The sequence below is a fragment of the Acinetobacter sp. YH12105 genome (assembly GCF_013419095.1).
In the GTDB taxonomy this organism is placed as follows: Bacteria; Pseudomonadota; Gammaproteobacteria; order Pseudomonadales; family Moraxellaceae; genus Acinetobacter; species Acinetobacter pseudolwoffii.
Genome location: NZ_VPAU01000002.1, coordinates 32,848 through 59,755, shown reverse-complemented (window position 1 = coordinate 59,755; position 26,908 = coordinate 32,848). Strand labels below are relative to the sequence as shown.

The 26,908-nt window shown below is 42.0% G+C and carries 24 protein-coding genes; 14 read left to right on the top strand and 10 right to left on the bottom strand.

From position 1 onward, the window contains the following. Window positions 1-51: 51 nt before the first annotated feature. Window positions 52-1,050, bottom strand: a complete 999-nt coding sequence (gene cysK, locus FTU44_RS02290; protein WP_005170784.1) for a cysteine synthase A — start codon at window positions 1,048-1,050, stop codon at window positions 52-54. A gap of 281 nt (window positions 1,051-1,331) precedes the next feature. Between cysK and FTU44_RS02285 the strand changes: the two genes are divergently transcribed. The 6 genes from FTU44_RS02285 (at window position 1,332) to FTU44_RS02260 (ending at window position 7,839) form a co-directional block, all read left to right on the top strand. After that, complete coding sequence (locus FTU44_RS02285) at window positions 1,332-1,649, top strand: helix-turn-helix transcriptional regulator (RefSeq protein ID WP_005170781.1); 318 nt, start codon at window positions 1,332-1,334, stop codon at window positions 1,647-1,649. A gap of 221 nt (window positions 1,650-1,870) precedes the next feature. Beyond that, window positions 1,871-3,619, top strand: coding sequence for a SulP family inorganic anion transporter (locus FTU44_RS02280; protein ID WP_180049348.1), 1,749 nt, complete (start codon window positions 1,871-1,873; stop codon window positions 3,617-3,619). 328 nt (window positions 3,620-3,947) lie between these two features. Then, the gene (gene sstT, locus FTU44_RS02275) at window positions 3,948-5,144 is read left to right on the top strand and encodes a serine/threonine transporter SstT (RefSeq protein ID WP_180049346.1); all 1,197 of its coding nucleotides are present in this window, start codon (window positions 3,948-3,950) and stop codon (window positions 5,142-5,144) included. 42 nt (window positions 5,145-5,186) lie between these two features. Beyond that, window positions 5,187-5,861 carry a YoaK family protein gene (locus FTU44_RS02270; protein WP_180049344.1) on the top strand — a complete coding sequence of 225 codons (675 nt, stop codon included), beginning with the start codon at window positions 5,187-5,189 and terminating at the stop codon, window positions 5,859-5,861. 15 nt (window positions 5,862-5,876) lie between these two features. Then, window positions 5,877-6,413: a DUF2058 domain-containing protein gene (locus tag FTU44_RS02265; protein WP_005096992.1), complete on the top strand. Its 537-nt coding sequence runs from the start codon at window positions 5,877-5,879 to the stop codon at window positions 6,411-6,413. A 187-nt stretch (window positions 6,414-6,600) separates the two neighbouring features. After that, window positions 6,601-7,839 carry a mechanosensitive ion channel family protein gene (locus FTU44_RS02260; RefSeq protein ID WP_180049342.1) on the top strand — a complete coding sequence of 413 codons (1,239 nt, stop codon included), beginning with the start codon at window positions 6,601-6,603 and terminating at the stop codon, window positions 7,837-7,839. Between the two features lie 132 nt (window positions 7,840-7,971). Here the strand turns inward: FTU44_RS02260 and FTU44_RS02255 are convergent, their stop codons facing one another. Then, on the bottom strand, window positions 7,972-8,628 hold the full coding sequence (locus FTU44_RS02255; RefSeq protein ID WP_180049340.1) for a hypothetical protein: 657 nt from the start codon (window positions 8,626-8,628) through the stop codon (window positions 7,972-7,974). 207 nt (window positions 8,629-8,835) lie between these two features. Between FTU44_RS02255 and FTU44_RS02250 the strand changes: the two genes are divergently transcribed. From FTU44_RS02250 to FTU44_RS02230, 5 genes are all read left to right on the top strand, one after another. Next, on the top strand, window positions 8,836-10,689 hold the full coding sequence (locus FTU44_RS02250) for an ABC transporter ATP-binding protein (protein ID WP_005096995.1): 1,854 nt from the start codon (window positions 8,836-8,838) through the stop codon (window positions 10,687-10,689). Next, window positions 10,689-11,138, top strand: coding sequence for a MaoC/PaaZ C-terminal domain-containing protein (locus FTU44_RS02245; protein ID WP_005096996.1), 450 nt, complete (start codon window positions 10,689-10,691; stop codon window positions 11,136-11,138). The genes FTU44_RS02250 and FTU44_RS02245 overlap by 1 nt, the downstream gene beginning before the upstream one ends. A 151-nt stretch (window positions 11,139-11,289) precedes the next feature. Next, the gene (locus FTU44_RS02240; RefSeq protein ID WP_100354802.1) at window positions 11,290-12,318 is read left to right on the top strand and encodes an AraC family transcriptional regulator; all 1,029 of its coding nucleotides are present in this window, start codon (window positions 11,290-11,292) and stop codon (window positions 12,316-12,318) included. An 82-nt stretch (window positions 12,319-12,400) separates the two neighbouring features. Next, the gene (gcvH, locus tag FTU44_RS02235) at window positions 12,401-12,775 is read left to right on the top strand and encodes a glycine cleavage system protein GcvH (protein WP_005097000.1); all 375 of its coding nucleotides are present in this window, start codon (window positions 12,401-12,403) and stop codon (window positions 12,773-12,775) included. A 241-nt stretch (window positions 12,776-13,016) separates the two neighbouring features. After that, entirely contained in the window at window positions 13,017-14,201 is a 1,185-nt protein-coding gene (locus tag FTU44_RS02230; RefSeq protein WP_100328583.1) for an MFS transporter, read from the top strand. 55 nt (window positions 14,202-14,256) lie between these two features. Here the strand turns inward: FTU44_RS02230 and FTU44_RS02225 are convergent, their stop codons facing one another. From FTU44_RS02225 to FTU44_RS02210, 4 genes are all read right to left on the bottom strand, one after another. Beyond that, window positions 14,257-15,453: a PilT/PilU family type 4a pilus ATPase gene (locus tag FTU44_RS02225; RefSeq protein WP_180049338.1), complete on the bottom strand. Its 1,197-nt coding sequence runs from the start codon at window positions 15,451-15,453 to the stop codon at window positions 14,257-14,259. Window positions 15,454-15,704: 251 nt separating this feature from the next. Continuing rightward, the gene (locus FTU44_RS02220; protein ID WP_074382738.1) at window positions 15,705-16,754 is read right to left on the bottom strand and encodes a 3-deoxy-7-phosphoheptulonate synthase; all 1,050 of its coding nucleotides are present in this window, start codon (window positions 16,752-16,754) and stop codon (window positions 15,705-15,707) included. Between the two features lie 519 nt (window positions 16,755-17,273). Then, the gene (locus tag FTU44_RS02215) at window positions 17,274-17,804 is read right to left on the bottom strand and encodes a hypothetical protein (RefSeq protein WP_005097004.1); all 531 of its coding nucleotides are present in this window, start codon (window positions 17,802-17,804) and stop codon (window positions 17,274-17,276) included. 210 nt (window positions 17,805-18,014) lie between these two features. Beyond that, entirely contained in the window at window positions 18,015-19,127 is a 1,113-nt protein-coding gene (locus FTU44_RS02210) for an S-(hydroxymethyl)glutathione dehydrogenase/class III alcohol dehydrogenase (RefSeq protein WP_159515735.1), read from the bottom strand. Window positions 19,128-19,247: 120 nt separating this feature from the next. On the opposite strand from FTU44_RS02210, the gene FTU44_RS02205 reads away from it, so the two are divergent. Both FTU44_RS02205 and FTU44_RS02200 read left to right on the top strand, forming a co-directional pair. After that, complete coding sequence (locus FTU44_RS02205; protein ID WP_180049336.1) at window positions 19,248-20,804, top strand: phospholipase D family protein; 1,557 nt, start codon at window positions 19,248-19,250, stop codon at window positions 20,802-20,804. Window positions 20,805-20,974: 170 nt separating this feature from the next. After that, window positions 20,975-21,412: a hypothetical protein gene (locus FTU44_RS02200; protein ID WP_180049334.1), complete on the top strand. Its 438-nt coding sequence runs from the start codon at window positions 20,975-20,977 to the stop codon at window positions 21,410-21,412. 275 nt (window positions 21,413-21,687) lie between these two features. On the opposite strand, the gene FTU44_RS02195 is transcribed toward FTU44_RS02200, so the two are convergent. After that, on the bottom strand, window positions 21,688-22,272 hold the full coding sequence (locus FTU44_RS02195) for a uracil-DNA glycosylase family protein (RefSeq protein WP_005170739.1): 585 nt from the start codon (window positions 22,270-22,272) through the stop codon (window positions 21,688-21,690). A gap of 32 nt (window positions 22,273-22,304) precedes the next feature. After that, window positions 22,305-23,015 (bottom strand): SGNH/GDSL hydrolase family protein, encoded by a 711-nt coding sequence (locus FTU44_RS02190; RefSeq protein WP_180049332.1) that lies wholly within the window; start codon window positions 23,013-23,015, stop codon window positions 22,305-22,307. 182 nt (window positions 23,016-23,197) lie between these two features. Here FTU44_RS02190 and FTU44_RS02185 point away from each other — a divergent pair, with 182 nt between their 5' ends. Continuing rightward, complete coding sequence (locus tag FTU44_RS02185; RefSeq protein WP_257226371.1) at window positions 23,198-24,568, top strand: alpha/beta hydrolase-fold protein; 1,371 nt, start codon at window positions 23,198-23,200, stop codon at window positions 24,566-24,568. 41 nt (window positions 24,569-24,609) lie between these two features. Here FTU44_RS02185 and FTU44_RS02180 read toward each other — a convergent pair whose 3' ends face one another. Then, complete coding sequence (locus tag FTU44_RS02180) at window positions 24,610-25,671, bottom strand: fatty acid desaturase (protein ID WP_074382733.1); 1,062 nt, start codon at window positions 25,669-25,671, stop codon at window positions 24,610-24,612. Between the two features lie 481 nt (window positions 25,672-26,152). Then, window positions 26,153-26,896, bottom strand: coding sequence for an SDR family oxidoreductase (locus FTU44_RS02175; RefSeq protein ID WP_005097014.1), 744 nt, complete (start codon window positions 26,894-26,896; stop codon window positions 26,153-26,155). Window positions 26,897-26,908: the final 12 nt, after the last annotated feature.

Genomic DNA, 26,908 nt, shown 5'->3' with positions numbered 1-26,908 from the left:
AGATGACTTCGGGCTTTTATAGCAGTGTTTAAAATATTGAATGCATCAATTTTATTCGGCAGAAATATCTTCAAACAGAACCGAAGACAGGTAACGCTCTCCGCCATCTGGCAAAATCACCACAATATTTTTACCGGCATTTTCCGGGCGTGCAGCCAGTTGTGCCGCTGCCGCCATGGCCGCACCACTTGAAATGCCGACCAAAATACCTTCCTGAGCTGCAGTTTTGCGTGCCCACTCGATTGCCTCTGCGCTATTAATGGCAATCACTTCATCGACCAGATCTAAATCCAGGTTGCCCGGAATAAAGTTGGCTCCGATACCTTGAATTTTGTGTGGTCCCGGTGTCAGCGTTTCGCCGCGTTTGGCCTGACCAATAATTGCAGATTCAGCAGGTTCCACCGCCACCGAATATAGAGGCTTATTTTTAACTTTCTCAAAGTAACGCGAAATACCGGTAATGGTTCCGCCTGTTCCGACACCTGCGACCAGAATATCGACGTTACCCGCCGTAGCTTCCCAGATTTCTGGGCCGGTGGTTTCTTCATGAATTTTAGGATTGGCTGGGTTTTCAAACTGTTGTGGCAGGAAATACTGCTCCGGGTTCTCATTCAACAGACTCTCGGCTGCTTCAATCGCCCCTTTCATGCCTTTGGCCGGATCGGTCAAGACCAGATTGGCTCCTAAAGCTTTGACTACTTTACGGCGTTCAATACTCATGCTTGAAGGCATGGTGAGCGTCAGTTCATAACCTTTAGCGGCTGCCACAAAGGCCAATGCAATGCCGGTATTGCCACTGGTGGGTTCAACGATGTGCATACCGGGTTTGAGTTTTCCAGATTTTTCTGCATCGTTAATTAATGCTGCACCAATACGACATTTGACTGAAAAGGCCGGATTACGGCTTTCAATTTTAGCAAGTACAGTTACCGGAGCTGAAATTACACGATTAATACGAACTAGCGGTGTATTTCCAATTGCGTCTGCATTATTACTATAAACCGCTATCCCTAAATTATTTGGTGTTGGAAAAGCTGAATCTGTACTCATGATGATATCCCTGATGTTATTGGTTCAAGTCATTTAAACATCATACAAGCATTTTTTTCGTTTGTAGATGTTTGATGGAATTTGCACTTGATCGCAGTAATTTAAACCAAAATATTTTTTAAATAATTCGATGATTTTATATTATTTATCAACGTTTAAAATATAACTTTAACTAATATTTAACCTGATTAAAACCCGATAATATTTAAATATTATATCAATGTATTAATCATCGAGCCCCTTATAATGTGCGGGCTGTAATTTTATAATGGACATATGAGATGAAAACCGATTTTGAAATCACGACTATGCGCGATTCAGCAGAACAGGTCGTCGGCATTTTAAAATCTCTGGCCAATACTGACCGTCTCCTTATTTTATGCCATCTCTCTCAAGCGGAACTGAATGTTTCACAAATTGAAGATATTACCGACATTAAACAACCGACACTTTCCCAGCAACTGATGATGCTGCGCAAAAGTGATGTAGTGAATACCCGTCGGGATGGTAAACAGATCTATTATTCAATTAAAGATCAAAATTTGATTGTGGTATTGACTACGCTTTATCAGCTGTATTGTGCGAATCAAATTAAATAGTTTATTTTTAAACACTATTTAACGCCAAAACACACTTCTCTACCCCATTGATCTGGCAGAAATAACGACTTTGTAGAAAATCGCTATAGCTGCTTCAAGAAAATGGAGGCCAGACCTAGCTGATTTATTTTAAAAACATAAATCATCACAAATTCGACCCCTTAAGATTTCTTAGCAGAATTTGTGCATAATATATCTATATTTGTGATTTAGACCTTTTTATGCCAAATTCCAAGTCTAAACTTCTGCATAGACTGCCTGCCTGGGCATGGTTAAGCGACTATACGCCGGTCAAATTTAAATCCGATGTGCTGGCCGCACTGATTGTCGTGGCGATGCTGGTTCCTCAGGGGATGGCTTATGCCATGCTGGCCGGTTTACCGCCGATCATGGGCTTATATGCCAGCATCCTGCCAATGATCATTTATGCGTTGCTCGGTGGCAGTTCGACTTTATCGATTGGCCCGGTGGCGATCATTTCAATGATGACTTTTGCCACGCTCAATCCACTGTTTGAAGTCGGCTCACCGGTCTATATCGAAGCTGCGACCTTATTAGCACTCATGGTCGGTATTATTTCCCTGCTCTTGGGGTTATTCCGTTTCGGTTTCTTAATTCAGCTGATCAGTCATCCGGTCATTCAGAGCTTTATTATTGCCTCGGCACTATTAATTGCTTTTGGACAATTGAAGTTCTTGGTCGACCTGCCCTTAAAAGCCAATAACATTCCAGAATTTACAACAAGTCTCCTGGAGTATCTGCCGCTCCTGCATTTACCAAGCCTGTTATTTGGCCTGTTGTCGATGGCTTTACTGATCTATCTGCCCAAGTTGCTAAAATCTCAGGCAGTACAAAGCCGGATCGGCTCTACAGATTTTCTGGTACGGGCTGTGCCTCTCATTCTGGTATGTCTCGGGATTGCAGCGATTGTATTTCTGAATTTAAAGGGCCAAGGCATTAAAACAGTGGGTGCAATCCCGTCCGGTTTTCCGCCCTTGTCTTTTCCGCACTGGAACTGGGAACTGATTGTGACCTTGTTACCGGGTGCCAGCATGATCGCCATGATCAGCTTTGTGGAATCACTGTCGATTGCTCAAGCCACAGCCTTGCAACAACGCAGTCATTTAAACAGTAATCAGGAATTGATTGCCTTGGGGATTGCCAATATCAGTGCAGGCGTCAGTTCAGCCTTTCCGGTTACTGGCAGTCTGTCGCGTACCGTGGTCAATGCCGATGCCGGTGCCAAATCCCCCATGGCAGGAGTTTTGTCCTCCATTCTGATTATTTTCGTCAGCCTGTTCTTTACCGGATTTTTTGAAGATCTGCCCCTGACCATTCTGGCCGCCACGATTATTGTTTCCATCTGGAAACTGGTCGATTTTCGGCCTTTCTTTGATGCCTGGCGTTATTCTAAAGCCGATGGTATTGCCATGTGGATTACCTTTCTGGGTGTGGTGCTGATTGATATTTCCACTGGTCTGATTATTGGGATCATATCGACGTTTATCCTGATGTTATGGCGAATCAGTCGTCCGCATATTGCAGTGCTCGGATTGGTCGAAGGTACACAGCATTTTCGTAATATTCAGCGTCATCAAGTCAGTACCTCCGATCGGGTGCTGTCACTGCGGATTGATGAAAATTTGACCTTTCTGAATGCCAATAGCTTCAAAGGTTATCTGATCAATCAGATGAGCCTGAATGACAAGTTGCAACATGTGATTTTAAATTGCTCCAGTATCAGTGCAATTGATTTAAGCGCTTTGGAAATGCTGGAAGATTTAAATGCGGAATTGGCCAAACTGAAAATTCGACTGCATTTTGCCGAAGTGAAAGGCCCGGTGATGGACAAGCTACAAGCCTCGAAGCTGATGATTCATCTGAGTGGCCACATTTATCTGACTCATTTTCAGGCAATTCGGGACTTGGCTCCAGAAATCTTTGAGCAGCATAAAGACTATACGATTTAGGACAGCAGATCGTTAAACTTATGGCCGGAGATTCAAACCGGTCATGACGCCAAACTTTTTTAAATTTTCAAATATAATTTGAATTTATCGATTTAACTTTGATATTTATTTCATGAATATAACTTTAAAAGAGATGATTTATTCAGCATCTTTAGATTGTTTTTTCAAATAAAAGTATTCTTTTATATTGATTAATTTTAGAATAAATCAATTATATCAATAACTTGTTTTTTATATAAAAATATATTTCAAGCCTTGTTTAAATTAAGTATAAAATAGCGAAACTTTTTCCCAAATTTAGCCCTCGTAATTTTCACAAGGCAATCTTATGTTTTCTGCCCTTATGCGTATGAGCCTAGTCTCTCGAATCATCATCGCCATTATTTTAGGTGTAGGTGTGGCTGTGGTATTTCCCGAAGCTACTCCCTCATTAAGCCTATTGGGCGACCTGTTTATTAAAGCCTTGAAATCTGTTGCACCGATCCTGGTTTTCATTTTAGTTTTAGCTTCTATCGCAAATTTTAAAGTGGGGCAATCCAACACCGCCATTAAACCGATTATGATGATGTATGCGGTAGGTATGTTCCTTGCTGCACTCAGTGCTGTCGTTTCGAGTATGTTATTTCCAAGTACGCTGTTTCTGGATATTGCTGCACAAGCGGACTTACAGCCACCTGGCAGTCTGGTAGAAATCCTGAAGAATCTGCTGCTTAGCTTTGTCGCCAACCCGGTCGTTGCTATTGCTGAAGCAAATTTCATTGGCGTTCTGGCCTGGTCTGTGGCATTGGGCATCGCCTTCCGTCATGCATCGGATACCACCAAGACCCTTTTGAATGATGCCGCCTTTGCGGTTAATTATGTGATTCGTTTAGTGATCAGTTTTGCACCTGTGGGTATTTTTGGTCTGGTTGCAGTGACTTTTGCTGAATCCGGTCTGGATACGCTGACCAGTTATGCACATTTACTTGCGGTACTATTAGGTACGATGGCTTTTGTTGCACTGGTAATTAACCCAATGTTGGTGGCTTTAGTGACGCGTCACAACCCCTATCCACTCGTCTTTACCTGCTTGCGTGAAAGTGGCATTACCGCCTTCTTTACCCGTAGTTCGGCAGCCAACATTCCCGTCAATCTGGACTTGGCAAAACGTCTGGGCGTCAAGGAATCAACTTCAAGTATCGCAATTCCTTTGGGTGCTACGATCAACATGGCAGGTGCTTCTGTGACCATTACTGTATTGTCATTGGCGGCTGTAAATACTTTGGGGATTAGCGTCGATTTCAGCACTATGCTCATTCTTTCTGTGGTGGCAACCGTTTCGGCATGTGGCGCTTCAGGGGTTGCAGGCGGTTCATTGTTACTGATTCCAGTTGCATGTGGCCTGTTTGGTATTTCTTCGGATATCGCCATGCAAGTCGTTGCGATTGGTATGGTCATCAGCGTATTGCAGGACTCTACTGAAACTGCGCTAAACTCATCGACCGATGTTTTATTTACTACAGCAGTAGACCGCGCATCAAATTGATTTTATATTGATTAATCAATATGTTTAGCCAATGATGTTGTTATGCCATTACAGCGTTTACCTACCTGGGTACAATTAGGGGCGTTTTTTCTTGCGGTCAATGCCGGCATGATTAACGTCCTGGGTCTGGTGACGGTACTGCACCAGTCTGTTTCACATATGACCGGCAATGTCAGCATGCTGGCCATGGCGCTGCTGGACTGGCAGCCAGACATGATGCTATATCTGCTTCTGGTCACACTCTGCTATGTCATTGGTTCTCTGTATAGCGGGCTGATTCTAGGAAATAGTCACTTTCGCTTGGGACGACTTTATGGTTACCCTTTAAGCCTGGTGGCTTTTTTTATTCTGATCTGCTGGTTATTATTGCCCTATTTCCCGCGCTATGCCCTGTTATGGGCCTGTGTCGCGATGGGTCTGCAAAATGCCATGGTCAGCCATTATAAAGGTGCCATTATTCGCACCACGCATTTATCTGGTGTACTGACCGACCTTGGCTTGGCCATGGGTTACCGTTTACGCGGCTTAGATGTAGAACCACGCCGAGTCGTTTTACATTTACTTATTTTGCTCGGTTTTTTAAGCGGTGGTATTCTTGCCAGCTGGCTTTATCCTTATTTAAAATTAAATGCATTCCTGATCCCGGCAGGGCTGAGCCTGATGCTCAGTCTGATTTACTGGGTGATTTATTTACGTTATCGACATCAACACGATTAATTTCTGGACATTCTCATGGTTAAAAATGCATTGCAGGCACAATTGTTAAAGGCAGGTTTGGTCGATAATAAAAAAGCCAAAAAACTGTCTAAACAGGCTGTGCATGAAAAACGCACCGGTGATAGCACCGAGGCTGAAATCAAGGCGAAAATTGAGCAAGACAAGCAGCAGAAACTGGCCAAAGACCAAGCCATCGAGTTAGAGAAAAAAGCGGCCTTACAGGAAAAAGAACTGAAAGCCGCGATCATCCAGATGATTAACCAGCACAAAATCCGCGATACGGATGGTGATGCGGTGTATCAGTTTATTGATGACAGCAAGATCAAGAAGGTTTACCTGAACCAGCAGATCTATAATGCACTGGTGGCAGGCAGTCTGGTGATTGCACGTGAAAATGACAGTTATGTGTTCTTGCCTAAGGCTTTGGGAGATCGTATTAATGCCAAGATGCAAGGCTTTATCATTGTGAATAATTCAGAGAAAAATGAACAAATTACCGATGAAGAAGATCCGTATGCAGCCTATGTCATTCCGGATGACCTGATGTGGTAAGTTATTATTAGTATTTGATATCATACTAAACCGGCTTAGGCCGGTTTTTTTATATCAGATCACAGTCTAAAAGCTATTTCAGGTAAACACTTTCCAAAGATATGTATTAAAAGTTTAATTAAAATTAAAAAACTCAGCTTAAAGCTATAAACTCTTTCACAATTTTAACAGTGTGAGAAAAGATAAGTTGGAACAGTTTAAGCTTGTCCAGAATATACAAGTGTGGGCAGATCAATATCCCTGGCTAGAAATGCTCTCTTCATTGAGCATTGTGATTTTACTGGCAATTATTGCAAATTTATTTGCCAAACAAGTCGTTGTTCGCGGAATTCGTAAACTGATTTCCAAAATGCCTTTTGCACATAATGAAATCATTGCTGAGCATAGCGTGATCCGCCGTATTGCCAATATTGTGCCGGCCATTGTGATTATGAATGGAATTACCACCGTTCCGCATTTATCAGACAAGGTCGAGACCTTTATCCAGATGGGTGCGCAGGCCTTTATCTTCCTGACCATTGCCCTGGCGATTGGCGAATTGCTGAATATTTTTAACCTGATTTATCAGCGCAATCCGAAATCGCGTAACAAGCCGATTAAAGGCTATTTGCAACTGGTCAAGCTGATCATCTTCATCGTTTGTGGTTTGATGATTCTGGGGACTTTCCTCAAGAAAGATGTCTTTACCTTGCTGGCCGGTTTTGGTGCCATGGCTGCGGTACTGATGCTGGTGTTCCAAAATACCATCCTATCGCTGGTGGCTTCGGTACAGATTTCCTCTTATGACATGGTGCGTATTGGTGACTGGATTGAAATGCCATCTTTAAATGCGGACGGCGATGTCATTGATATGTCATTACACACTATTACCGTGCAGAACTTTGATAAAACAGTCACCACCATTCCGACCAATAAACTGGTGACGGATACCTTTAAAAACTGGCGTGGCATGCAGGAAGCCGGTGCGCGCCGGATTAAACGTTCCATTCATGTCGATCAGAGCAGCGTGCATTTCATGTCAGCTGAGGAACAGAACAAGCTGAAAGAATTTATTCTGCTGGATCAATATCTAAATACCAAAACTGAAGAACTGCAGCAATTTAACTTGCAGCTCAGCCATCATTCGCAATATAACCAGCGCCGTCTGACCAATCTGGGGACTTTCCGTGCCTATGTGGAGTTTTATCTGCAACAGCATCCGGGAATTAGTAAAAATCACTCGCTGATGGTTCGTCAGTTACAACCGACCAGTGAAGGTTTGCCTCTGGAAATTTATGCATTTACCAATACCACGGTCTGGGTCGAGTATGAAAATATCCAGTCGGATATTCTGGATCACCTGTTGGCGATTATTCCTGAATTTGGCCTAAAAGTGTATCAGGCACCTTCAGGTTTCGACATCAAGGAATCTTTTAGCGTTTCCTGAAAAGCTGCGACAATCTTCAAATAAAATAAAAGCCTGAAACTGGCTACAGTTTCAGGCTTTTTAATTGGTCTAATTAAATAAAAATATAAAAAACGACAACTTAAACAAATATTAGATTGGATATTGAGATGCTCAGGCTGAGATTACAGACGCTTGCGGCTGCATCAGTTCTTGTAGCATTTTATAAAAATCATGTTCTGAGTCAAACTGCTCTTCACAGATCCTTTCGCCGTTTAGTAATAAATGATGATAGCTTTGATGCTCATAAATCACCGTGTTCAGAAACTGTGCACCGGGCATATGCTTGAGCAGGTGCTGTGTCTGTTTCATTTCTGCAAGTTGCTGCTGTTCAGGAATCTTATTCAATACCGTATAAATTTTTAATTGAGTATTATATTGTGCGATCCCAATCGCCAATTGCACCAGTTCGGTTTCAAGTTGAATATCTTCTGGATTGATGGAACTGGGAATAATCAGCTTATCTGCATGTTTCAGGACTGAACGCAAGGCAGATGTATCCTGCCCGTCAATATCAACAATAATATAGGCGAACTGCTGTTTCAGTAGTTCCAGACGATGATCCAGACTACGACCATCTTGTTTTAAGATATCCAGATGCTCGAAAGAAAATTGTTTATTTTTCAGATTTGCCCATTCATAACCATACGGTTCCAGATTGGCATCAATTAGCAAGGTCGCGCCTTGCCCACGTAATAACTCATTGATATACATCGCAATCGTGGTTTTTCCTGAGCCTCGTTTACGGCTGGCCACTACCCAAATACTCATCTTTAAGCTCTCTCGTTTTTGATTCTTTTTATGAGGAAAAATGGTTTAAACTTTAATATAATTATGGATTTAGAATTACGTATCTGGCATGAAAAGTAAAGTCTGATTTGGATAATAATTTTGTGGCTATTTCATCTAATCCTAGGCTTAAAAAAATTCAATCCTTTATAATCACTACAAAGCAAAATGCATGATAAGAGTACGATAATGTTTCGATGGCTTGAAAGACTGGTTGATCCCTATCCCACCAAAAACCTGAATCAACCTTTACCGACCAAGTTTTTTCCATTTGTCTGGCAGGCAGCCTACGGTGTGCGCCGTTATTTGCTGATTCTGGTGCTGTGTACGGCCGGTGCTGCCAGCTTTGAAGCCTTACTCTACTCAAAAATTGGCGATCTGGTAAATTGGCTCAGCAAAAGCCAGCCAGATACTTTTCTGGAACAACATGCCAGCAACCTAACCTTGCTGAGCATTATCCTGCTGGCCAATATTTTCTTTGCCAGTGCCCAATCCCTGATCAAGCACCAGATTTTGTATAGCAACTTTCCGATGCGGTTACGCTGGCGCTTTCATAATTTACTGATGAAACAAAGTCTGGATTTTTTCCATAATGATTTTGCCGGACGTTTATCTGCCAAAGTCATGCAAACGGCGCTGGCCATCCGGGAATTCTGGGTCATTTTGGGAGATATGCTGGCCTATGTGCTGATTTATTTCGTCACCATCAATATCGTTTTAGGCAATATTTCTCCCTATTTAGTTATCCCTTTGATGGTGTGGCTACTGCTATTTATCTGTGCGGCCTGGTACTTTATTCCGCGTTTAAGCAAGATTTCCAAGTCACAGGCCGATGCGCGTGCCGTCATGACCGGCCGTGTCACCGATGCCTATACCAATATCCAGACTGTCAAGCTGTTTGCCCATGCTGGTCGAGAAAGCCAGTATGCTAAAACCTCCATGCAGGAATTTATGGTCACGGTTTACAAACAGATGCGTCTGGGGGCTCAGTATGAAATCAGTATTTTATTTCTGAGCATTATTCTCTATGGCGGTGTGTTGGGTACGGCCATCTGGCTATGGATGGAAGGACAGGCCGAATTGGGCATTATTGCAGCCACCACGGCCATGATACTCAAACTGAACAGTATTGCCGAGTTTATGATGTGGCAGACCTCTGCCCTGTTTGAAAATGTCGGGACCATTCAGGATGGTATGAAAACTTTAGGCCGCAAGATTGCCATTGAAGATAAACCCAATGCCAAAGAGCTACAGCTTCAGCATGGTGAAATTAAATTCGACAATGTCAGCTTTGCCTATAATGATAAAAATGTCATTGACCAGTTTAACCTGACCATTCGCCCGGGTGAAAAAATCGGGATTGTGGGACGTTCAGGCGCAGGTAAATCGACCCTGATTCAGTTATTGCTGCATTTTTATCATCTTGACCAAGGTCGTATTTTAATCGATGGGCAGAACATTGAAGATGTGACGCAGGACAGTTTGCGTAAGAACATTGCTTTAGTGACTCAAGACACTTCGCTGCTGCATCGTACCGTTGCAGAGAACATCAAATATGGTCGTCCTGATGCAACCGATCAAGAGATGTATGAAGCGGTACGTAAAGCCAAAGCAGAAGAGTTTATTCCTCATCTGACCGACTTACGCGGCAAAAGAGGCTATGAGGCTTATGTCGGTGAGCGTGGTGTAAAACTTTCTGGTGGTCAACGTCAACGTGTTGCAATCGCACGGGTATTTCTAAAAGATGCACCCATTTTGATTCTGGATGAAGCCACCAGTGCGCTGGATTCTGAAGTCGAAGCGGCCATTCAAAACAGCCTCGATGATCTGATGCAAGGCAAAACCGTAATTGCCATTGCGCATCGTTTATCGACAATTGCCCAGATGGATCGCCTGATTGTAATGGATCAAGGCAAAATTGCCGAGCAAGGTACCCATGATGAACTGGTAGCATTAAATGGAATCTACGCCCAGCTTTGGCAGCGTCAAACGGGCGGATTACTGATACAACAACAGATCAAAGCAACGAAGGATCGTGAATAATGCTGTATTTGGAAGATTTGAACATCGCTGACCGCTTTAGCAGCCGTAAATATCATATGGGACTGGAAGAAATTCAAAATTTTGCCCGGGCTTATGACCCACAAGTCTTTCATACTGATGAACAGCAAGCTGCAGCCCATCCGGTATTTCAGGGAATTGCCGCCAGTGGTTGGCATACTGCGGCAGTGGTTATGCGCTTGTGGACTGAATGTTTTCCTGTGGCTTATGGGCTCATTGGTTCAGAGTCGCATCTGCGTTGGCCTTGTCCGACCCGCCCCGGGGATGAAATTCACGTCGAAGTCGAAATCATGGATATTCAGCCCTCCAGAAGCAAAACTGATCGTGGGATCGTTAGCTACCAGACGCAGGCATTTGACCAGCATCATAAAATGATTTTTAGTTCAACCACTAAAATTGTGGTATTTAAACGAGGATTTTCTCCGGTTTAAATTGATTTTTAGGCGAAATTCAGGCTAATCTGCCACAATGATTGTGGCAATAGCCAAAACTTTGTCCAACAATTTTAATGAAAAAAATGGCAGTTTCATGCCAATATCAGACCATAAATAAAAAAATTTAAGTGAGTGCAACGGATCGCGCATGAAAACAATTGCTCCACGCCAAGATCATGGAATTCCAGGTGTATACGCTCTTTTGCTGCTCGATGTCATTTCCCGCTGGGGATATAATGACGAATCGTTGTTCAAGCCCTTTGGCCTGAGTACGGAGCAGCTGGCGGATCCTGATTTTCGCATCCCGACACCTGTGGCCAATGAACTGGTCAAACATGCCCTCAAGCTGAGCGGTGAACCGACACTTGGTTATCATCTGGGTACCCAGATGCGGATTTCTATTCATGGTTTTATCGGCTATGCCATCATGACGGCCAAGGATATTACCGATGCATTAGTACTGGCCAACCGTTTCATCCAGCTGCGTATGCCCTTTTTACAGCTATTCTTTTCGACCTTTGGTGCCAAGGCTACAGTCCAGTTGCAAACCGATATTCAGCTGGAACCCTTACGCACCGAAATCTCGATTGCACTGATTTTTGGCATGATCAGTATGGCCAAGGCCATTACCGGAATTGATTATGCCGCTGGAGAAATCGATTTTGATTTCAAAAAACCGGAAGGCTTTGAACGCTTTATGGCCAAATTTCCACATCATCAGTTTCGCTTTGAACAGCCGCATTTGATCTTGAGTTTTGATAAGAGCTACCTGATGAACAAGCTGGTGCATGCCGATCCGATTGCCAGCCAGATTGCAATTAACCAGTGTGAAACTGAACTCTCGGCCTTGGGCGAGCGACACCGGATTGCGATGCGGGTTCGTGATATTCTAACCCATTCCGAGCAGCATTATCTGAGTATTGAAAGTGTGGCAGATCGTCTGCATATGTCCGACCGCACCCTAAAACGCCAGCTGGCGGCTGAAGGTACCTCTTTTTCTACGCTGGTCGATGAAGTACGCTACCGGCATGCGACGTCGTTATTGTCCCGGACCGACTTTAGCTTGGAACAGATTGCTGATGAACTTGGTTATAGTGATGTCGCCAATTTTAGCCGGGCATTTAAACGCTGGAGTGGTCGCAGCCCGAGCAACTGGCGCAAAGATCCTTATTTATAAAGGGTCATAAGCCTTTTGTTTTGGCCAAAAAGAATGTATAAAACATGTCAAAAATGATCTAAAGATTTTTAAGGAGTTATCAATGAATCATCCTTCAGAATTAAAGTACGCAAGTACGCATGAATGGGTACGCATTGAGGGTGATCTTGTTGTGACCGGTATTTCCGACCATGCACAGGATGCATTAGGTGATTTGGTCTATGTAGAAGCACCAGATCTTGATTCACACATCACTGCGGGTCAGCAAGCCGGTGTAGTTGAATCGGTCAAAACTGCGTCTGATATTCATGCACCTGTTTCTGGTATTGTCGTTGAAATCAATCCTGATCTTGAAGATGATCCTGATTTTATTAATGACGATCCCTATGGCAAAGGGTGGATCTATAAAATCAAACCAGACAATATGTCAGATGTTGAACACCTGCTTTCCAATACAGCATATGAAGCTGGCCTATAAACCCGCTTATATTTAGAAAATCAGCCTGCGGGCTGATTTTTTTATGCCATAGATATTGTTCAGCTTTCCCAATCGGCTTCAATTACATATATTCATATTAAAATATTATTGTATTTTTCACGTATATTTCCTAAAGTACTGAACAGGACGCGCTGCACTCCTGAATATGCCACACTTATTTATAACAATAATTCCCCCATTCTAAGACCAGCGTCTCATCACCCATCATTTTAGGATAATCATGAATGCCATTGTAGCGCCGTTATGGACCAAGTCATTTGTACTGTGTCTGGCCAACAACCTGTTTTTATTTATTTTCTATTTTGCGCAAACCACAATTTTGCCGATTTATATCTTAAAAGAATTAGGTGGTAATCTGACCCAAGCTGGTCTGGCCATGACCTTATTTATGGTCTCTGCCATTGCAGTACGTCCTTTTAGTGGCTTAATTATCGAAAAATTTGGCATACGCAAAACTTTAATTGTCTCAGAAATATTTTTCAGTCTTTTTTCCTTAGCTTACCTGCTCGCTGATCAGCTCACGATTCTGTTTATCATCCGTTTCTTGCATGGCATCTGGTTTAGTATTCTGACCACAGCCTGTGTGCCGGTGGTCAACCAGTTTATTCCAGAACAGCGTAAAGGCGAAGGCATGGGTTATTTTGTCATGTCTGTCAATCTGGGAATTGTCCTGGGGCCTTTAATTGGTCTGAGTTTAATTGAATACTGGTCTTATTTTCAGGTCAGCACCTTGTTGATCGCTTTGGTTTTTATCGGCTTTATCTTCTGTTTACTGATTCCGGTCAAAGAGCCTGAAAAAATGATCGACAACACCGACAAGAAAACATCACTAGGGCTGACTGATTTTGTCGAAAAGAAAGCACTGCCTGTGGCAGGACTTGCCATGCTGATTTCCTTTTCTTATGCCAGCATCATGTCTTTTATCGCGCCATTTGCAGCCAGTAAGGATTTAATGGCCTATGCCGGTTTATTCTTTGTGATATTTGCAATTTCCATGATGAGCCTGCGTCCGATCACTGGAAAAATTTATGACCGCAAAGGTCCACAATACGTGATTTATCCGGCACTGCTGGCTTTTAGTCTGGGTCTGTTTTTACTGAGCCAGATTCAGACTTTATGGGGATTTATGCTGGCTGCGGTTCTGGTCGGAGTCGGTTTTGGTAGTGTGCAACCGTGCATTCAAACCTTAGCCATTCAACGTGCACCAAAACACCGGATTGGCTACGCAACTTCGACTTTTTATACCTGCTATGATCTGGGTATTGCCATTGGCTCAGTCCTGATCGGTGCTATCATTGCCGCTTATAGTTATCAAACTGCTTTTGTGATTTGTGCTGTCTTGACCCTAAGTAGTATGGGATATTTTCATCTGGTGGTTCAGGCTAAAGCAGTCAAAAATAGCTAACCCAAAACAGGCAGAATTCAAATCTACCTGTTTTGATTGTGCTTCAAGACACTCTTTATTCAGCTACATTTTGATTTTCTGCTGATTTTTCTTCAGGTTTTGGTTCTTGTAGCATAGAAAACTGCGTACTTTCTCCGACTGCTGCATTATCCTGACGATTACTTTTCAGCTTGATCTGTAAGCGTAATTCATTGGTGGAGTCGGCATTGCGTAACGCTTCCTCATAAGAAATTTCGCCCTGGTTATACAATTCAAATAAGGCCTGGTCAAAGGTTTGCATCCCCAATTCACGGGATTTTGCCATAATCGCTTTCAGCTCATGAAACTCACCTTTCAAAATCAGGTCGGAAATCAATGGTGTATTTAACATGATTTCAATCGCTGCACGACGGCCTTTACCATCCTGCGTCCGAATCAGACGCTGGGAAATAATCGCCTTCATATTCGAGGATAAATCCATCAATAACTGATTGCGGCGTTCTTCCGGGAAGAAGTTAATAATCCGGTCTAAAGTCTGATTGGCATTGTTGGAGTGCAAAGTTCCCAGACAAAGATGCCCGGTTTCGGCAAAAGCAATCGCATGTTCCATGGTTTCAGTATCACGAATTTCCCCGATCAGAATCACATCGGGTGCCTGACGCAAGGTATTTTTCAGCGCATTGTGCCAGGAATGACAGTCCACACCGACTTCACGATGCGTAATCATGGATTTTTTATGTTTATGTACATACTCCACCGGATCTTCCACGGTAATAATATGCCCGGCTGAATTTTCATTGCGGTAGTCAATCATCGCCGCGAGCGAGGTTGACTTTCCTGAGCCGGTTCCCCCGACCACCAGCACCAGACCACGTTTCTCCATAATCACATGTTTAAGTGAATCAGGAAGTTTGAGCTTCTGGAAATTTGGAATTTCTGCGGTAATAGTACGAATCACCATACCAACATTCAGTTGTTGCTGGAACACGTTAACCCGAAAACGCGAAACACCCGGCACAGTGATAGCAAAGTTGCACTCCAGTTCTGTTTCAAATTCCTTGCGCTGCTTTTGATTCATCAGGCTATAGGCAAACAGCTTGGTTTTTTCAGCCGTCAGTTCTTGCTGTCCAAAAGGCTTCATTAAACCCTGATGTTTAATACTCGGTGGAAAGTCGGCGGTAATAAATAAATCTGAACCACCATATTCGACCACTTTGGTCAGCATGTGGTGCATGAATTTTCGTGCTTCTTCTAAGAGCTCTGTTGCAAACATCAAGATCCCCAAACAACCTGCCATGACATTAAATTATTGAAAAAAAGGTTATATATTCAAATGGATATATTGTCTTTTAATTGTGTAGGGATTTATAAGAGGACACAAACAGATTTTATTTATTTTATAAAATTTATCATCTTATTTGTGTGATGTATTTCATGTTAAGTCAATTTACTGGGAAGCACTTTAAGCTTCTAAAATAAAATGCACTTTCACCAAACCTGTTCAGAGAAAGTGCTTTTAAAGCTTTATGCACTGCGTTTTAGACAGCGAAGCGATAAATGCTGAGCAATGCCAAGCAACAACTGTTCAGTTTTTACCCAGCCCAGACATCCATCAGTAACTGATTGACCATACACCATCTCTGCAGAAATTTTCTGGTTGCCATCCACCAAGTGACTTTCCAGCATTACGCCGCGAACATTGGTCTGCAGGCGTTCTGCGACGATTTGCTCCAGCACTTTAGCTTGCAGCATTGGATTTTTTGCACTGTTGCCATGACTACAGTCAATCACCAGTGCTGGCAATTCTGCTGAGTGTTTCGCTTTGATTTTCTCGATTTCTGAGCACTGGTAATTCGGCCCACTGTTTGAGCCACGTAAAATCAAATGTGCTTTAGGATTGCCCTGAGAGTTTAAAATACAGGGTAAACCGGACTGACTCATGCCTAGGAATTGATGCGGATGAGAGGCAGACTGGATTGCATCCAGAGCAATCTGGATTGAACCGTCAGTGCCGTTTTTGAAACCGATGCTGTAGGGCATGTGACTTGAGATTTCACGGTGAATTTGCGATTCACTGGTGCGTGCGCCAATGGCACCCCAAGCCAGTAGATCATCAAAATAAGCAGTTGCCATCGGACTTAAAATTTCAGATGCAATTGGCAAGCCCATTTCAATAATTTTAAGGTATAAAGCACGGGATTTTTCCAGGCCCAATTGCATATTGGAAGAACCATCGAGGTTCGGATCGTAAAGAAAACCTTTCCAGCCCACGGTCGTGCGTGGTTTTTCGATATAAGCACGCATGACCAGAAAAATTTGATCAGACACCTGAGCTTGTAGCTGTTTTAATTTTTCTGCATATTCTAAAGCCGAGGCTTCGTCATGAATGGAACACGGGCCTGTAACCACCATTAATCGATGATCCTTGCCTTCTAATATATTTTGAATGGTTTGACGTTGTTCAGCGACTTGATGAGCCAATTGCGCAGACAGGGGCAATTGCTGTTTCAGTTGCTGAGGTAAAGTTAAAATGGTTTCAGCGTGATGTTGTTGTGATGTATTTAAGGTATTCATGACTTTAATCCTGGGACTGGCAATCAGTCCAAACTTTTATTTGAGCGTTATGGGTCTAATTAACGAGGTCGAGAGTGTCATGAGCTGACTAAAGTAAGACCAATAAAAGTTGTTAAAATATGAATAGTTAAAGTTTGTCATGGCTGTCTCCAAAGTTTTGTAAAAATGATAAGCATAAAAAAACCTGATCAGGGTTGCCGATCAGGTATAAACTGGTGGGCAACCTGTTCATTGCCCAAACGCATTCAGGCAATTATCTAAACTGCCAGAAATAAAAATATGCGTTTGAAATGATAGGTTGCTTTAACATGTTATGTCTTTCATAAAATGTGAATCTAAAATTAAAATACGCGGTCTCTGCGCATTTGACAAGCATTAAATATAAAAAAATATTTATTAACTTTTCTACTTTTATTTATCAATTTACTGAATAGTGTTGAATATCGATAAAATTGGCAAAACCTGTAAATTTAATATAGGTCTTGCCAATCAAACTTGTTTCAATACACAGATTAAAAATTAGTGTGTAACGCGATTCCAGGCATCACGTACCGCATATTTCGCCTGTTCCCAGTTTAAACGCGATTGGCCCTTCATCTGTTCCCATTTTACTCTAAGCTCAGGTTCAACATCTTCAAAACGGGTATTGGCATCATAGCTGCCGCGGTTTTCATAACCGACCCGATACGCCGTATCATAATCACGGTCATAATCCAGATCGCTATAGGTGGTACGAGCCTCTGAATAGTATGGTGTATTAATGGAATTATCACGCCAATAAGCTTGTTCTTCTGTTGGGTTCATTGCTTCGCCGACACCCTTACCTGCCAGACCGCCGACCACTGCACCAACAACCCCACCCACAGCTGCACCTACAGGGCCACCTGCTGCACCAATGGCTACACCTGCCGCTGCGCCACCTGCAGCGCCTACACCTGTACCAACAGGGTGTGCGCCCGGTTCACCGGTAATTGGATCGGCATTTAAATCATCACGCACATCTTTAGGAGAGTTTTTTATTACATCACGATCAAAATTATCATTCGACATAGCGCTTATCCTTATTTTTTAAAATGGTTTAATCACGTATTTTGATACGCTCTATTTAATATAAGCATCTCGAATGTAATGACATTAGCAGGCTTGTGTTGTTTAAGTGATTCTCTGTGACGCTTTCATGCACTAATGTATCCTGAATTAAGTGAAACGCGCATAAAAAAGACCGGTATTAAACCAGTCTTTTCAAAATCAAACGCTCACTTATTCAAAATGAATAACGGTACGAATTGATTTGCCTTCATGCATCAGGTCAAAAGCATCATTGATCTGTTCAAGCGGCATGGTATGCGTCACAAAAGGTTCAAGTTGAATTTCACCTTTCATGGATTGTTCTACCATGCCTGGTAATTGTGAACGACCCTTCACTCCACCAAATGCAGTCCCCATCCATTTACGGCCTGTGACTAACTGGAATGGACGGGTGGAAATTTCTTTACCTGCTCCAGCGACTCCAATAATCACCGACTGACCCCAGCCACGGTGCGCACATTCAAGCGCTGAACGCATTACATCAACATTACCGATACATTCAAATGAATGGTCTACGCCCCAACCCGTCATTTCTACAATTACCTGCTGGATTGGCTGATCAAATTCTTTTGGATTTAAGAAATCTGTGGCACCAAACTGTTTTGCCAGTTCAAATTTATCCGGATTGGTATCTACCACAATAATACGACCTGCTTTGGCCTGACGTGCACCTTGTACCACAGCCAGACCGATACCGCCTAAACCGAATACTGCAACACTATCGCCTTCTTGGACTTTAGCCGTGTTATGCACCGCACCAATACCAGTGGTTACGCCACAGCCGAGCAGGCAGACATGCTCATGATTGGCTTCAGGATTGATTTTTGCCAGGGAAACTTCAGCAACCACGGTATATTCAGAAAAGGTTGAGCAGCCCATATAATGATAAATCGGCTCACCATTATAAGAAAAACGTGTGGTTCCATCCGGCATGACACCCTTACCTTGAGTTGCACGCACAGCCACACACAAGTTGGTTTTGCCAGATTGACAGAACAAGCATTCGCCACATTCAGCAGTATAAAGCGGAATTACGTGATCGCCCGGTTTCAGACTGGTGACACCTTCACCAACTTCGACCACCACACCTGCGCCTTCATGGCCTAAAATCGCCGGAAATACGCCTTCAGGATCTTCACCAGACAACGTGAATGCATCGGTATGACACACTCCGGTATGGCTAATTTTTACCAATACTTCACCTGCTTTGGGTGGAGCAACATCTACTTCCACGATCTTTAAGGGCTGACCTGGACCAAACGCAACCGCTGCACGTGATTTCATGTAAAACTATCCTTTTTTGCTGATTTACAGATGACTAACAGTAACCTCTTTCTATTCGGAGATTCAACTATTAACATCAGAAGATAAGGAATAAAAAATCCTATAATCAATGGAACATCAATGACTAACCCTTCACCTTTTGTTTGTTTGAACATTTTAACTTTGAGCATAATTCTTTCTGGCTGCGAACTGGCTGCAAATACTGCTGAACAAGCAGAAATCACGCCGGTTCGACCTGCGCACTGGATTGATAATCAAATTTCAAAACAGCAGATGAATGAAGGAAAAACTGCTTTTTTACCACTCTATGATGGTTTTATGAGTATGGCCGCACGTTTGCACCTGATCAATAAAGCCCAATATCATCTGGATCTGCAATATTACATCTGGAAGGATGATTTTATCGGCAACATAATGCTGGCCCAGCTGTTAAAAGCCGCAGATCGCGGTGTCAAGGTGCGAGTGCAGATTGATGACCAAAATGGCACCCAGCTTGATGATAAACTGCTGGCCTTAAGCCAACACCCAAACTTTGAAGTGCGGATTTTTAATCCTTATAAATTCCGTCATTTACGTGCGCTGGATTATGGCTTTCGAATGAAACAGATCAATCATCGCATGCACAATAAACTGATCATTGCAGACGGTACCGCAGCTGTCACTGGTGGCCGCAATATCAGCAGTGAATACTTTGATGCCAGCGAAAATTTCCAGTTTACCGATGTCGATATTTTCTTTGCAGGTCAAGCCGTAGAAAATGCCAATCAGACCTTCATCAATTTCTGGAATGATAAGCTGAGTTATGATGTTCGGCAGATTCTGAATGATTCAGGTCATCCGGAAATGTTAAAAAGGCTAAGAGCTGATTTTGCGCGCGAAGAAGTGGATGAAACTGAATTAAAACGCCGAGTAGGTATTGCCGAAAAACAAGTTGCAGAGCACTTAAAGAAACAACCCATCTACTGGGCACTGGCTTATTTTGTCGCGGATACACCCGCAAAAGTACGTCCTCATGCAAAAAATGGCGATTATATTTACACCCATATGCTTGAACTGATGGGCGAGCCGAAAAATCATCTGGAACTGGTCTCCTCGTATTTTATTCCCACACAAAAAGGCACAGATTATTTAAGTATGCGTGCACAACAGGGTGTCAAAATTAGAATCCTGACCAATTCTTTTCAGGCCAATGATGTAGCTGTGGTACATGCTTATTATCAGCAATATCGTCAGCAGCTCTTGAAAAATGGCATCGAACTCTGGGAGTTTAAACCTTATATAGTCCGGCCAGAACGGACTTGGTATGAAATTATGACCGGTGACATCATCCCTGCCAAAAATAAAAACAGTTCGAGTCTACATGCCAAATTTTTTGATCTGGATGGTATGGTATTTGTGGGTTCATTTAATTTTGATCCGCGTTCAGCTTATCTGAACACCGAAGTCGGTTTGGTGGTTAAATCGGAAGATTTTCAAAAGGAAATCTCTAATGCGATGAATCAATTTTTACCGCGTGTGGCCTATCAGCTCAAACTAAATGAAAAAGATGAAATAATCTGGTTAGAGCACCAAAAAGATGGCCGTACTATTCAGCATGTACATGACCCTGAAACCACAAAATTTCAGCGTTTTATGATGAATCTGGTGACGAAATTCCCGGGGGAATGGCTGATGTAATGACATTGTAATTAATTTGGAATTACACAACGTACATAATCCATTTTCCGGGGGCATGGTAGCGTCAAGTCATCTGGCGCTATCATCGCTTAAAGGGTTTTACAGGCGATTAGCCTTGCTTTAAAATTCAACTTTTCCAATATTTTGCGATTTTTTCGCCCTCTACTCCCATGCAATTTTTTGATTTAAGCCGTCAGTTTAAATTCAGTGATATTCTGACGCCTGTAAAAACTCTCCATGATTTATCTCAGCAAGAATGGTATTTGGCCAAAATTCGGGTAGAACATGATTGTCTGTCTGAATCCGATATTATTCAGGGTCAAGTTGTTCTAAAATCCAGTGAAAGTATACAGCTCGAGTTAGAGTGGTTGATTCACGATAGCGGTCATGATTTACAGGTATTATTCAAAGGTGTCGAAACTGAAGCGCTTGAAGAAACCTGCGTGATCTTAAAAGGCGCACAACTAGTCGATGAACAACAGCAATTGCTCTCTGCACAGGCGCTCAGTTTATGGATTGATGGGACGTTATTGCCGATGTTGCCAGAGATCCGTCAGGAAATTAAAACCCGTTTAAACCTGTGGGACTATGTGGAATATCAGGATTGAGCAGTGATTTAGCATTGAAATAAATATAGGGTGACCACATTCACCCTTTTTTATGTGTGAATGTTCTTAAACCAATGAATGCCGAGTATAGCATCCAGCAATAAGACTCTGCTTAAATCATGTCAGCCTGTTCATTATAAAAATAATGAGAAAATAGCAATATAATCACCAAAATTCAGAACAACCTCTTGTTTTAAAAATTCTTACATATTCTAAGTTTAACTAAGAAAAAATCAGAGTGAGCTTCGATTTCATTAATTTTCTCCTGTCATCCGCTAGACCAGTCCAACATCTAAAAAGAGTTGTCGATAAGCTTCAGCTTTTCTATCTAAAGCCAGAGGATAAGCTCGAGATGAAGATGGCATTCGATATAAATGCAGTTCGCGTCCTTCCAGGTTGGTTTGCGTCGGCTCTCCAATTTTGGGCTTTTCTGCATCTTCAGGCATAGACAGCATCATGGTATCGGTGGCTTTATCACCGGTGGTCATAATGTAGGTACATTCTGGGATCTGTAGCAATAAATCCTTTAAATTGGTCGGTACCACAATTTCCAGAAACTTATCTGAAGCATTGCCCGTCAGCCGTCTGATCTGAGAGGCACTATCAAAAATCGCAATTCCAGTCTCCAATAGAAATTCACGGATCAATGATTCCTGAAATTTTTTATTCTCAATATCCAGAAAGTAATCTTTATTTTGAAAGAAAATTAAACCAAAAATCCGCCACATATCGTTTTGATAATTTGGATAATAAAAATTCATTTTCCAGCGAGTTGCTGGTGGTGGAAAACTACCCAACATCAGTAATTTGGCATTTGGCGGTAAAAAAGGCGGTAATGGATGCGTTTCAATATCAGACATAGAATTCCTTAAATTGAGAACTTTCAACTATTTTAGAGTGTCTGCCGAATCTTGCTAGCCACTTCTTGTCCCCAAAGTGTATAAACTTCCTTACTCGGATGAAAACCATCTGCAGCCATTTCTAAATTCATGGCACGATATTTTTCAATATCATATTCAATCCATTGCATGCTGTCTTGGCTTGCTACGAATTTCGCCAGTTGCTGATTCATTTTTTTGGCATATTGTCCAAATAACCAGGCCAAAGGATTTGGTAATGCCGGGAACATATTCATGGGTGGCACACCTGCTGCAATGACCAATTCAGGACTGAATTTTTGCTGAATCATAGCATATAGTTTTTTCTGTTTTTGAATCCAGATATCAGCCGGCATGAGCTTGGTTACATCATTTACACCAACCGAGCTAATGACCACATCAAAATGTTCTGTCTCCAGTTGTTCTATGGCACGAATCACTTTAGCTGTGCTATCCCCTGTTTTTGCATGCAATTTCCATTGAATTTTAAAGTCATGCTGCAAATCTTTTAAAATGGCGCCCAGCAATGCATCATCCTGATGCTCTACCCCAACGCCGGCAGCCGCAGAATCGCCGACAATCAGTATAGAAAGCGGCTGGCCTTGACCGCACGTTCCTTCACGTTCACCCTCCGGTTCTGGGAGTTGCACAGTGTTTTTTTTGACGCGATTGCCCTGAATTACCAATACTGGAATTAATGCAAGAGTCGATATTTTCAGCCACATAAATCTATACTTTAAATATAAAACAATGAATTAGAACTTTATTGTAACCTGTCATGCTATGAGTTTTGATAAAACATCATGTAAATAATTGAATAAATATATAAAAATAATTGAAAGACAAATCTGTATTTATAATTGATAATAATTATCATTACTATTTTTTAAAATTAATTGGGGATGATTTGAACTACTTATACTTAAGCACACTCTTACTAAGCGCACTATCATTACATAGTTTGGCAGATTCACCTTCTTCAATAGAGCAAGCACCCTATGCTGCAGCGTGTGAAGCAGTTCAACCCAAAAGCGACCTGTTAAAAAGTTTACAGCAGCAATTAAAGCAGTCTCCTGAAAACCGAGCGGGATTAATCCAACAATTCTGGGAAAAAGTGCAAAATCAAACTACACCGATTATTGAGCCACTTGATCAGGATCATGTTCGACTGATTTTTTTATGGAAAGCAGCCAAACATAATGTGCGTCTGGTCGGTGGCCCGAGTAATGATCATGAATGGTTGACTCGCCTGCCCGATACCGAGATCTGGTTTAAGGAAAATATTGTGAACCGTCGCTATATCGGCAGTTATAGTTTTGCAGTGGATTTACCAAATTTGGAGGGTTATCTATCGAATTACTGTGCACATTTAAACCCAGAACTCAAAGAACCCCAGGCGCAGCGCCGTGCTGTATTGCAGGTATTACAACTTGATCCATTGAATCCAAAACGCTGGCTTAAAGAAAATACTGCCTCTAAACTGAGGAATGAAAATATTATCGCCCTGGATCAAGCCCCTCCCTTTATCGATCCTAAACGCTATCCAGATCATCCGCAGCCTGAACTAAAACGTTATCAGCTATCCAGCCAGTTTTTAAAAAATCAACGTCGCGTTGAAATCTATCAATCTAAAAAAACTGCACAACAATCTTATATCACGGCTATTTTCTTTGATGGAAATGAATATGCCCATTTGGTTGATGTGCCAAAAGTGCTGGATATTCTGGTGGAACAAGGCAAACTTCCACCGATTCAAGCGGTTTTTTTACATGCACCGAATAGTGAACTTCGTCCTAAAGAGCTGACACCAAACCCGAAATTTTCAGGTTTTTTTAATCAGGAATTTTTGCCTTGGCTCGATCAGAAAATTGTACGTGATAAGCAAAAAACAGTTCTTCTCGGTTCCAGTTTGGGAGGGCTGAGTGCAGCTTATCTTGCCTTGGAAAATCCGCAGCACATTAGTCATGCTGTGCCTTTATCCGGCTCGTTCTGGTGGTCACCTGAACCACACTCAAAAATCAATGGTATGAATCAATTGATTCATAACTTAAAGAATCAGCCTCAACAGTATTTTCATATTTCAGCGAATCGTTATGAATCTTCGCGTACCAACAATGACTTAAGTATTCTGGAAACGTCACCCATCGTGGCACAAGCTTTAAAATCCAAAGGGCATGAGGTCAGATATCAGGTTTATGAAGGCGCACATTCCTATGCAATTTGGCAGGTGATATTGCAAGATGCTTTGCTGCACTTCTTTGCAAATTCCAAAGAGTAGATAAAAAAATCCTGCATTTGCAGGATTTTTTTAATTTAGTTTTATTTTGTTTGAATATCATTCCAGCGGTTTAAACGTTTAAATGTGCCCAGGTCATTAAAACGTACGCCCACTTCTTTCATCACTTTATGCGCCGTTTTCGAGGTCATTTGACGAATATAAAAAGGCTCTTTAACGACAAAGTGATGAATCGCATGCGTGGCCCCAAAATTGCAGCAAAACAACTGAAATGGCATCATCCACCAAGGCGTCAGTACTTGTGTTTGCTTGATGACATCCCTCGGATCAATATCGCCATAATAATGCATATTCGAGCTGACAAATTGCAGGCTAAATGAACGGATAAAATTGGGAATCAGCCAGATGACTGCAATAAAATTAATGATTGGCATTGCTTCGATTACGACTTGCGACCAGCGCATCTCATAGCCAAATAAAGGCACGATTGCATTTGAAACATGGAACACGACAAATAAATAAAATAAGCCATAATAAAGAATGCTTAATGGCACAAAGCCCAATAGCTGGGAAATCATGGCAATTTTACGTTCTTTTTCAGGCTGTTTTTCCAGAAAAAGATGGATCATTTTAAACATCTGAAAAGGACGCAGATAAACCGACATCAATTGATCACTGATGATCAAAATCCGGCGAATTCCCCAGGGCATACCATTGCTGATTCCACGTTCTTCCAGATCATGTTCAGTTCCAGAATATTTATGATGATGCAGGTGTAAACGACGACGTGCCCACGGACTAATGGTATTTGGACGCGCCAACCACACCAAAGCCAGCATCAAGTGATGTGCCCAGGGCGTTTTTTTGAAATACATATAATGAATTAAGTCATGCTCTAATTCATGCGTTAATGAAGCAAAAATTGCAATTAAAGGAATCGTCAGCCATACAGAAAGATAGCCATAGGCATAGGCCAATGCGCATAAAACCATACCGATCCAGGCAAAACCGAGAATACTGGCACCAATAAAATTTTGATGTTTCAATATTGGATAACGGTTACGTAAATCTTCACCTGCCTGTGTCACCACAGTTCTAACTTTGGAGATACGCTGCTGGTCTGTCATCTCTGAAGATGTAGACATATAGAGAACCTTTAATTTCTGGACAGTTGCACATTAAAGGAAATTAAAAAAAAGAGAAGTGATCTTTTGACTGTCCGAGCGAGTATGTCCAAGTTTTGGACAATTTTGGCACTTTTTCTAAGATGAATAAAAATACAGGGAGGTCATGCGTAATTTTTTATGAGATTCAGTCTCTAAAAAATCTGCTTTTTAACAGCAATTTATCTCTATATTAATTAAACTTGGTTTGCCTTGAAATAATAAATATTTCATTATTAAAAGCTTATCAAACTACCTGATCCTGATTAATCGAATTAACGAGCTTTGTTTTCTTTACACAGGATAGTGCATGTATTTGGCACATTTTTATCTGCAACTTTGCTAACGCTAGCATTAGCGTTGACTTTGCAAAGCAATTTTTTCAAGTGAAATTACCAGCAAAAAAAGTTCTGAAGTTCTAGAAAAGTAAAAAGCCCCTTATGGAGCTTTTAGATTTTAAACCTTAGCCTAATTTATTCACCAATTTCAGCGGCAATATTTTCATCGCCAGACCCAATGGCAGCCATGGCCATTTTGGCACATAAGCCTTTACTGGCGCTTTTTCAATTTCAGCAGCAAGTAAACGCGATCCGGTTTTTTCATCCACTTCAAATGGCAGTTTCTTGGCGCCTTCATTAAGTTCGGTACGAATATAGCCCGGGAAAATTGTGGTGACTTTGATTGGTGTATCAATCAGTTCGGCACGAATCCCTTCGGCCAGATGTGCAACACCTGCCTTACTTGCACCATAAGCGGTTAAATGTTTAGGCATACCGCGCATGGCACTCATTGAAGAAATCATGACCAGATGGCCTGAATTTTGCGCCCGGAAAATCTCTACTGCTGCTTCACATTGTGCCAAGGCCGAAATGAAATTGGTTTCAACTGTGGCCTTATTAATGGCAAAGTTGCCCTTGCCAATACGACGGCCTTCACCGACTCCGGCATTGACAATCACTCGGTCAATCGTGCCAAAATCTTGTTTAAAAGCACGAAATACGTCAAAGACCTGATCATAATTAGTGACATCTAAAGTTTTAGCAATTACTTGAATGCCGTATTGACTCTCCAACTCTTGTTTAAGTATTTCCAAACGATCCAGGCGACGCGCGCAGATGGCCAGGTTATAGCCTTTCTGAGCAAATTCGCGTGCCATACCTGCACCAATTCCTGAACTTGCACCAGTAATTAAAATTGTTTTTGCCATGTGTTTTACCTT

Excerpts from the sequence above, each read along its gene's own strand:
- cysK (WP_005170784.1), bottom strand. The coding sequence starts at position 1,050 with ATGAGTACAGATTCAGCTTTTCCAACACCAAATAATTTAGGGATAGCG.
- FTU44_RS02285 (WP_005170781.1), top strand. The coding sequence starts at position 1,332 with ATGAAAACCGATTTTGAAATCACGACTATGCGCGATTCAGCAGAACAG.
- FTU44_RS02280 (WP_180049348.1), top strand. The coding sequence starts at position 1,871 with ATGCCAAATTCCAAGTCTAAACTTCTGCATAGACTGCCTGCCTGGGCA.
- sstT (WP_180049346.1), top strand. The coding sequence starts at position 3,948 with ATGTTTTCTGCCCTTATGCGTATGAGCCTAGTCTCTCGAATCATCATC.
- FTU44_RS02270 (WP_180049344.1), top strand. The coding sequence starts at position 5,187 with ATGCCATTACAGCGTTTACCTACCTGGGTACAATTAGGGGCGTTTTTT.
- FTU44_RS02265 (WP_005096992.1), top strand. The coding sequence starts at position 5,877 with ATGGTTAAAAATGCATTGCAGGCACAATTGTTAAAGGCAGGTTTGGTC.
- FTU44_RS02255 (WP_180049340.1), bottom strand. The coding sequence starts at position 8,628 with ATGAGTATTTGGGTAGTGGCCAGCCGTAAACGAGGCTCAGGAAAAACC.
- FTU44_RS02250 (WP_005096995.1), top strand. The coding sequence starts at position 8,836 with ATGTTTCGATGGCTTGAAAGACTGGTTGATCCCTATCCCACCAAAAAC.
- FTU44_RS02245 (WP_005096996.1), top strand. The coding sequence starts at position 10,689 with ATGCTGTATTTGGAAGATTTGAACATCGCTGACCGCTTTAGCAGCCGT.
- FTU44_RS02240 (WP_100354802.1), top strand. The coding sequence starts at position 11,290 with ATGAAAACAATTGCTCCACGCCAAGATCATGGAATTCCAGGTGTATAC.
- gcvH (WP_005097000.1), top strand. The coding sequence starts at position 12,401 with ATGAATCATCCTTCAGAATTAAAGTACGCAAGTACGCATGAATGGGTA.
- FTU44_RS02230 (WP_100328583.1), top strand. The coding sequence starts at position 13,017 with ATGAATGCCATTGTAGCGCCGTTATGGACCAAGTCATTTGTACTGTGT.
- FTU44_RS02225 (WP_180049338.1), bottom strand. The coding sequence starts at position 15,453 with ATGTTTGCAACAGAGCTCTTAGAAGAAGCACGAAAATTCATGCACCAC.
- FTU44_RS02220 (WP_074382738.1), bottom strand. The coding sequence starts at position 16,754 with ATGAATACCTTAAATACATCACAACAACATCACGCTGAAACCATTTTA.
- FTU44_RS02215 (WP_005097004.1), bottom strand. The coding sequence starts at position 17,804 with ATGTCGAATGATAATTTTGATCGTGATGTAATAAAAAACTCTCCTAAA.
- FTU44_RS02210 (WP_159515735.1), bottom strand. The coding sequence starts at position 19,127 with ATGAAATCACGTGCAGCGGTTGCGTTTGGTCCAGGTCAGCCCTTAAAG.
- FTU44_RS02205 (WP_180049336.1), top strand. The coding sequence starts at position 19,248 with ATGACTAACCCTTCACCTTTTGTTTGTTTGAACATTTTAACTTTGAGC.
- FTU44_RS02200 (WP_180049334.1), top strand. The coding sequence starts at position 20,975 with ATGCAATTTTTTGATTTAAGCCGTCAGTTTAAATTCAGTGATATTCTG.
- FTU44_RS02195 (WP_005170739.1), bottom strand. The coding sequence starts at position 22,272 with ATGTCTGATATTGAAACGCATCCATTACCGCCTTTTTTACCGCCAAAT.
- FTU44_RS02190 (WP_180049332.1), bottom strand. The coding sequence starts at position 23,015 with ATGTGGCTGAAAATATCGACTCTTGCATTAATTCCAGTATTGGTAATT.
- FTU44_RS02180 (WP_074382733.1), bottom strand. The coding sequence starts at position 25,671 with ATGTCTACATCTTCAGAGATGACAGACCAGCAGCGTATCTCCAAAGTT.
- FTU44_RS02175 (WP_005097014.1), bottom strand. The coding sequence starts at position 26,896 with ATGGCAAAAACAATTTTAATTACTGGTGCAAGTTCAGGAATTGGTGCA.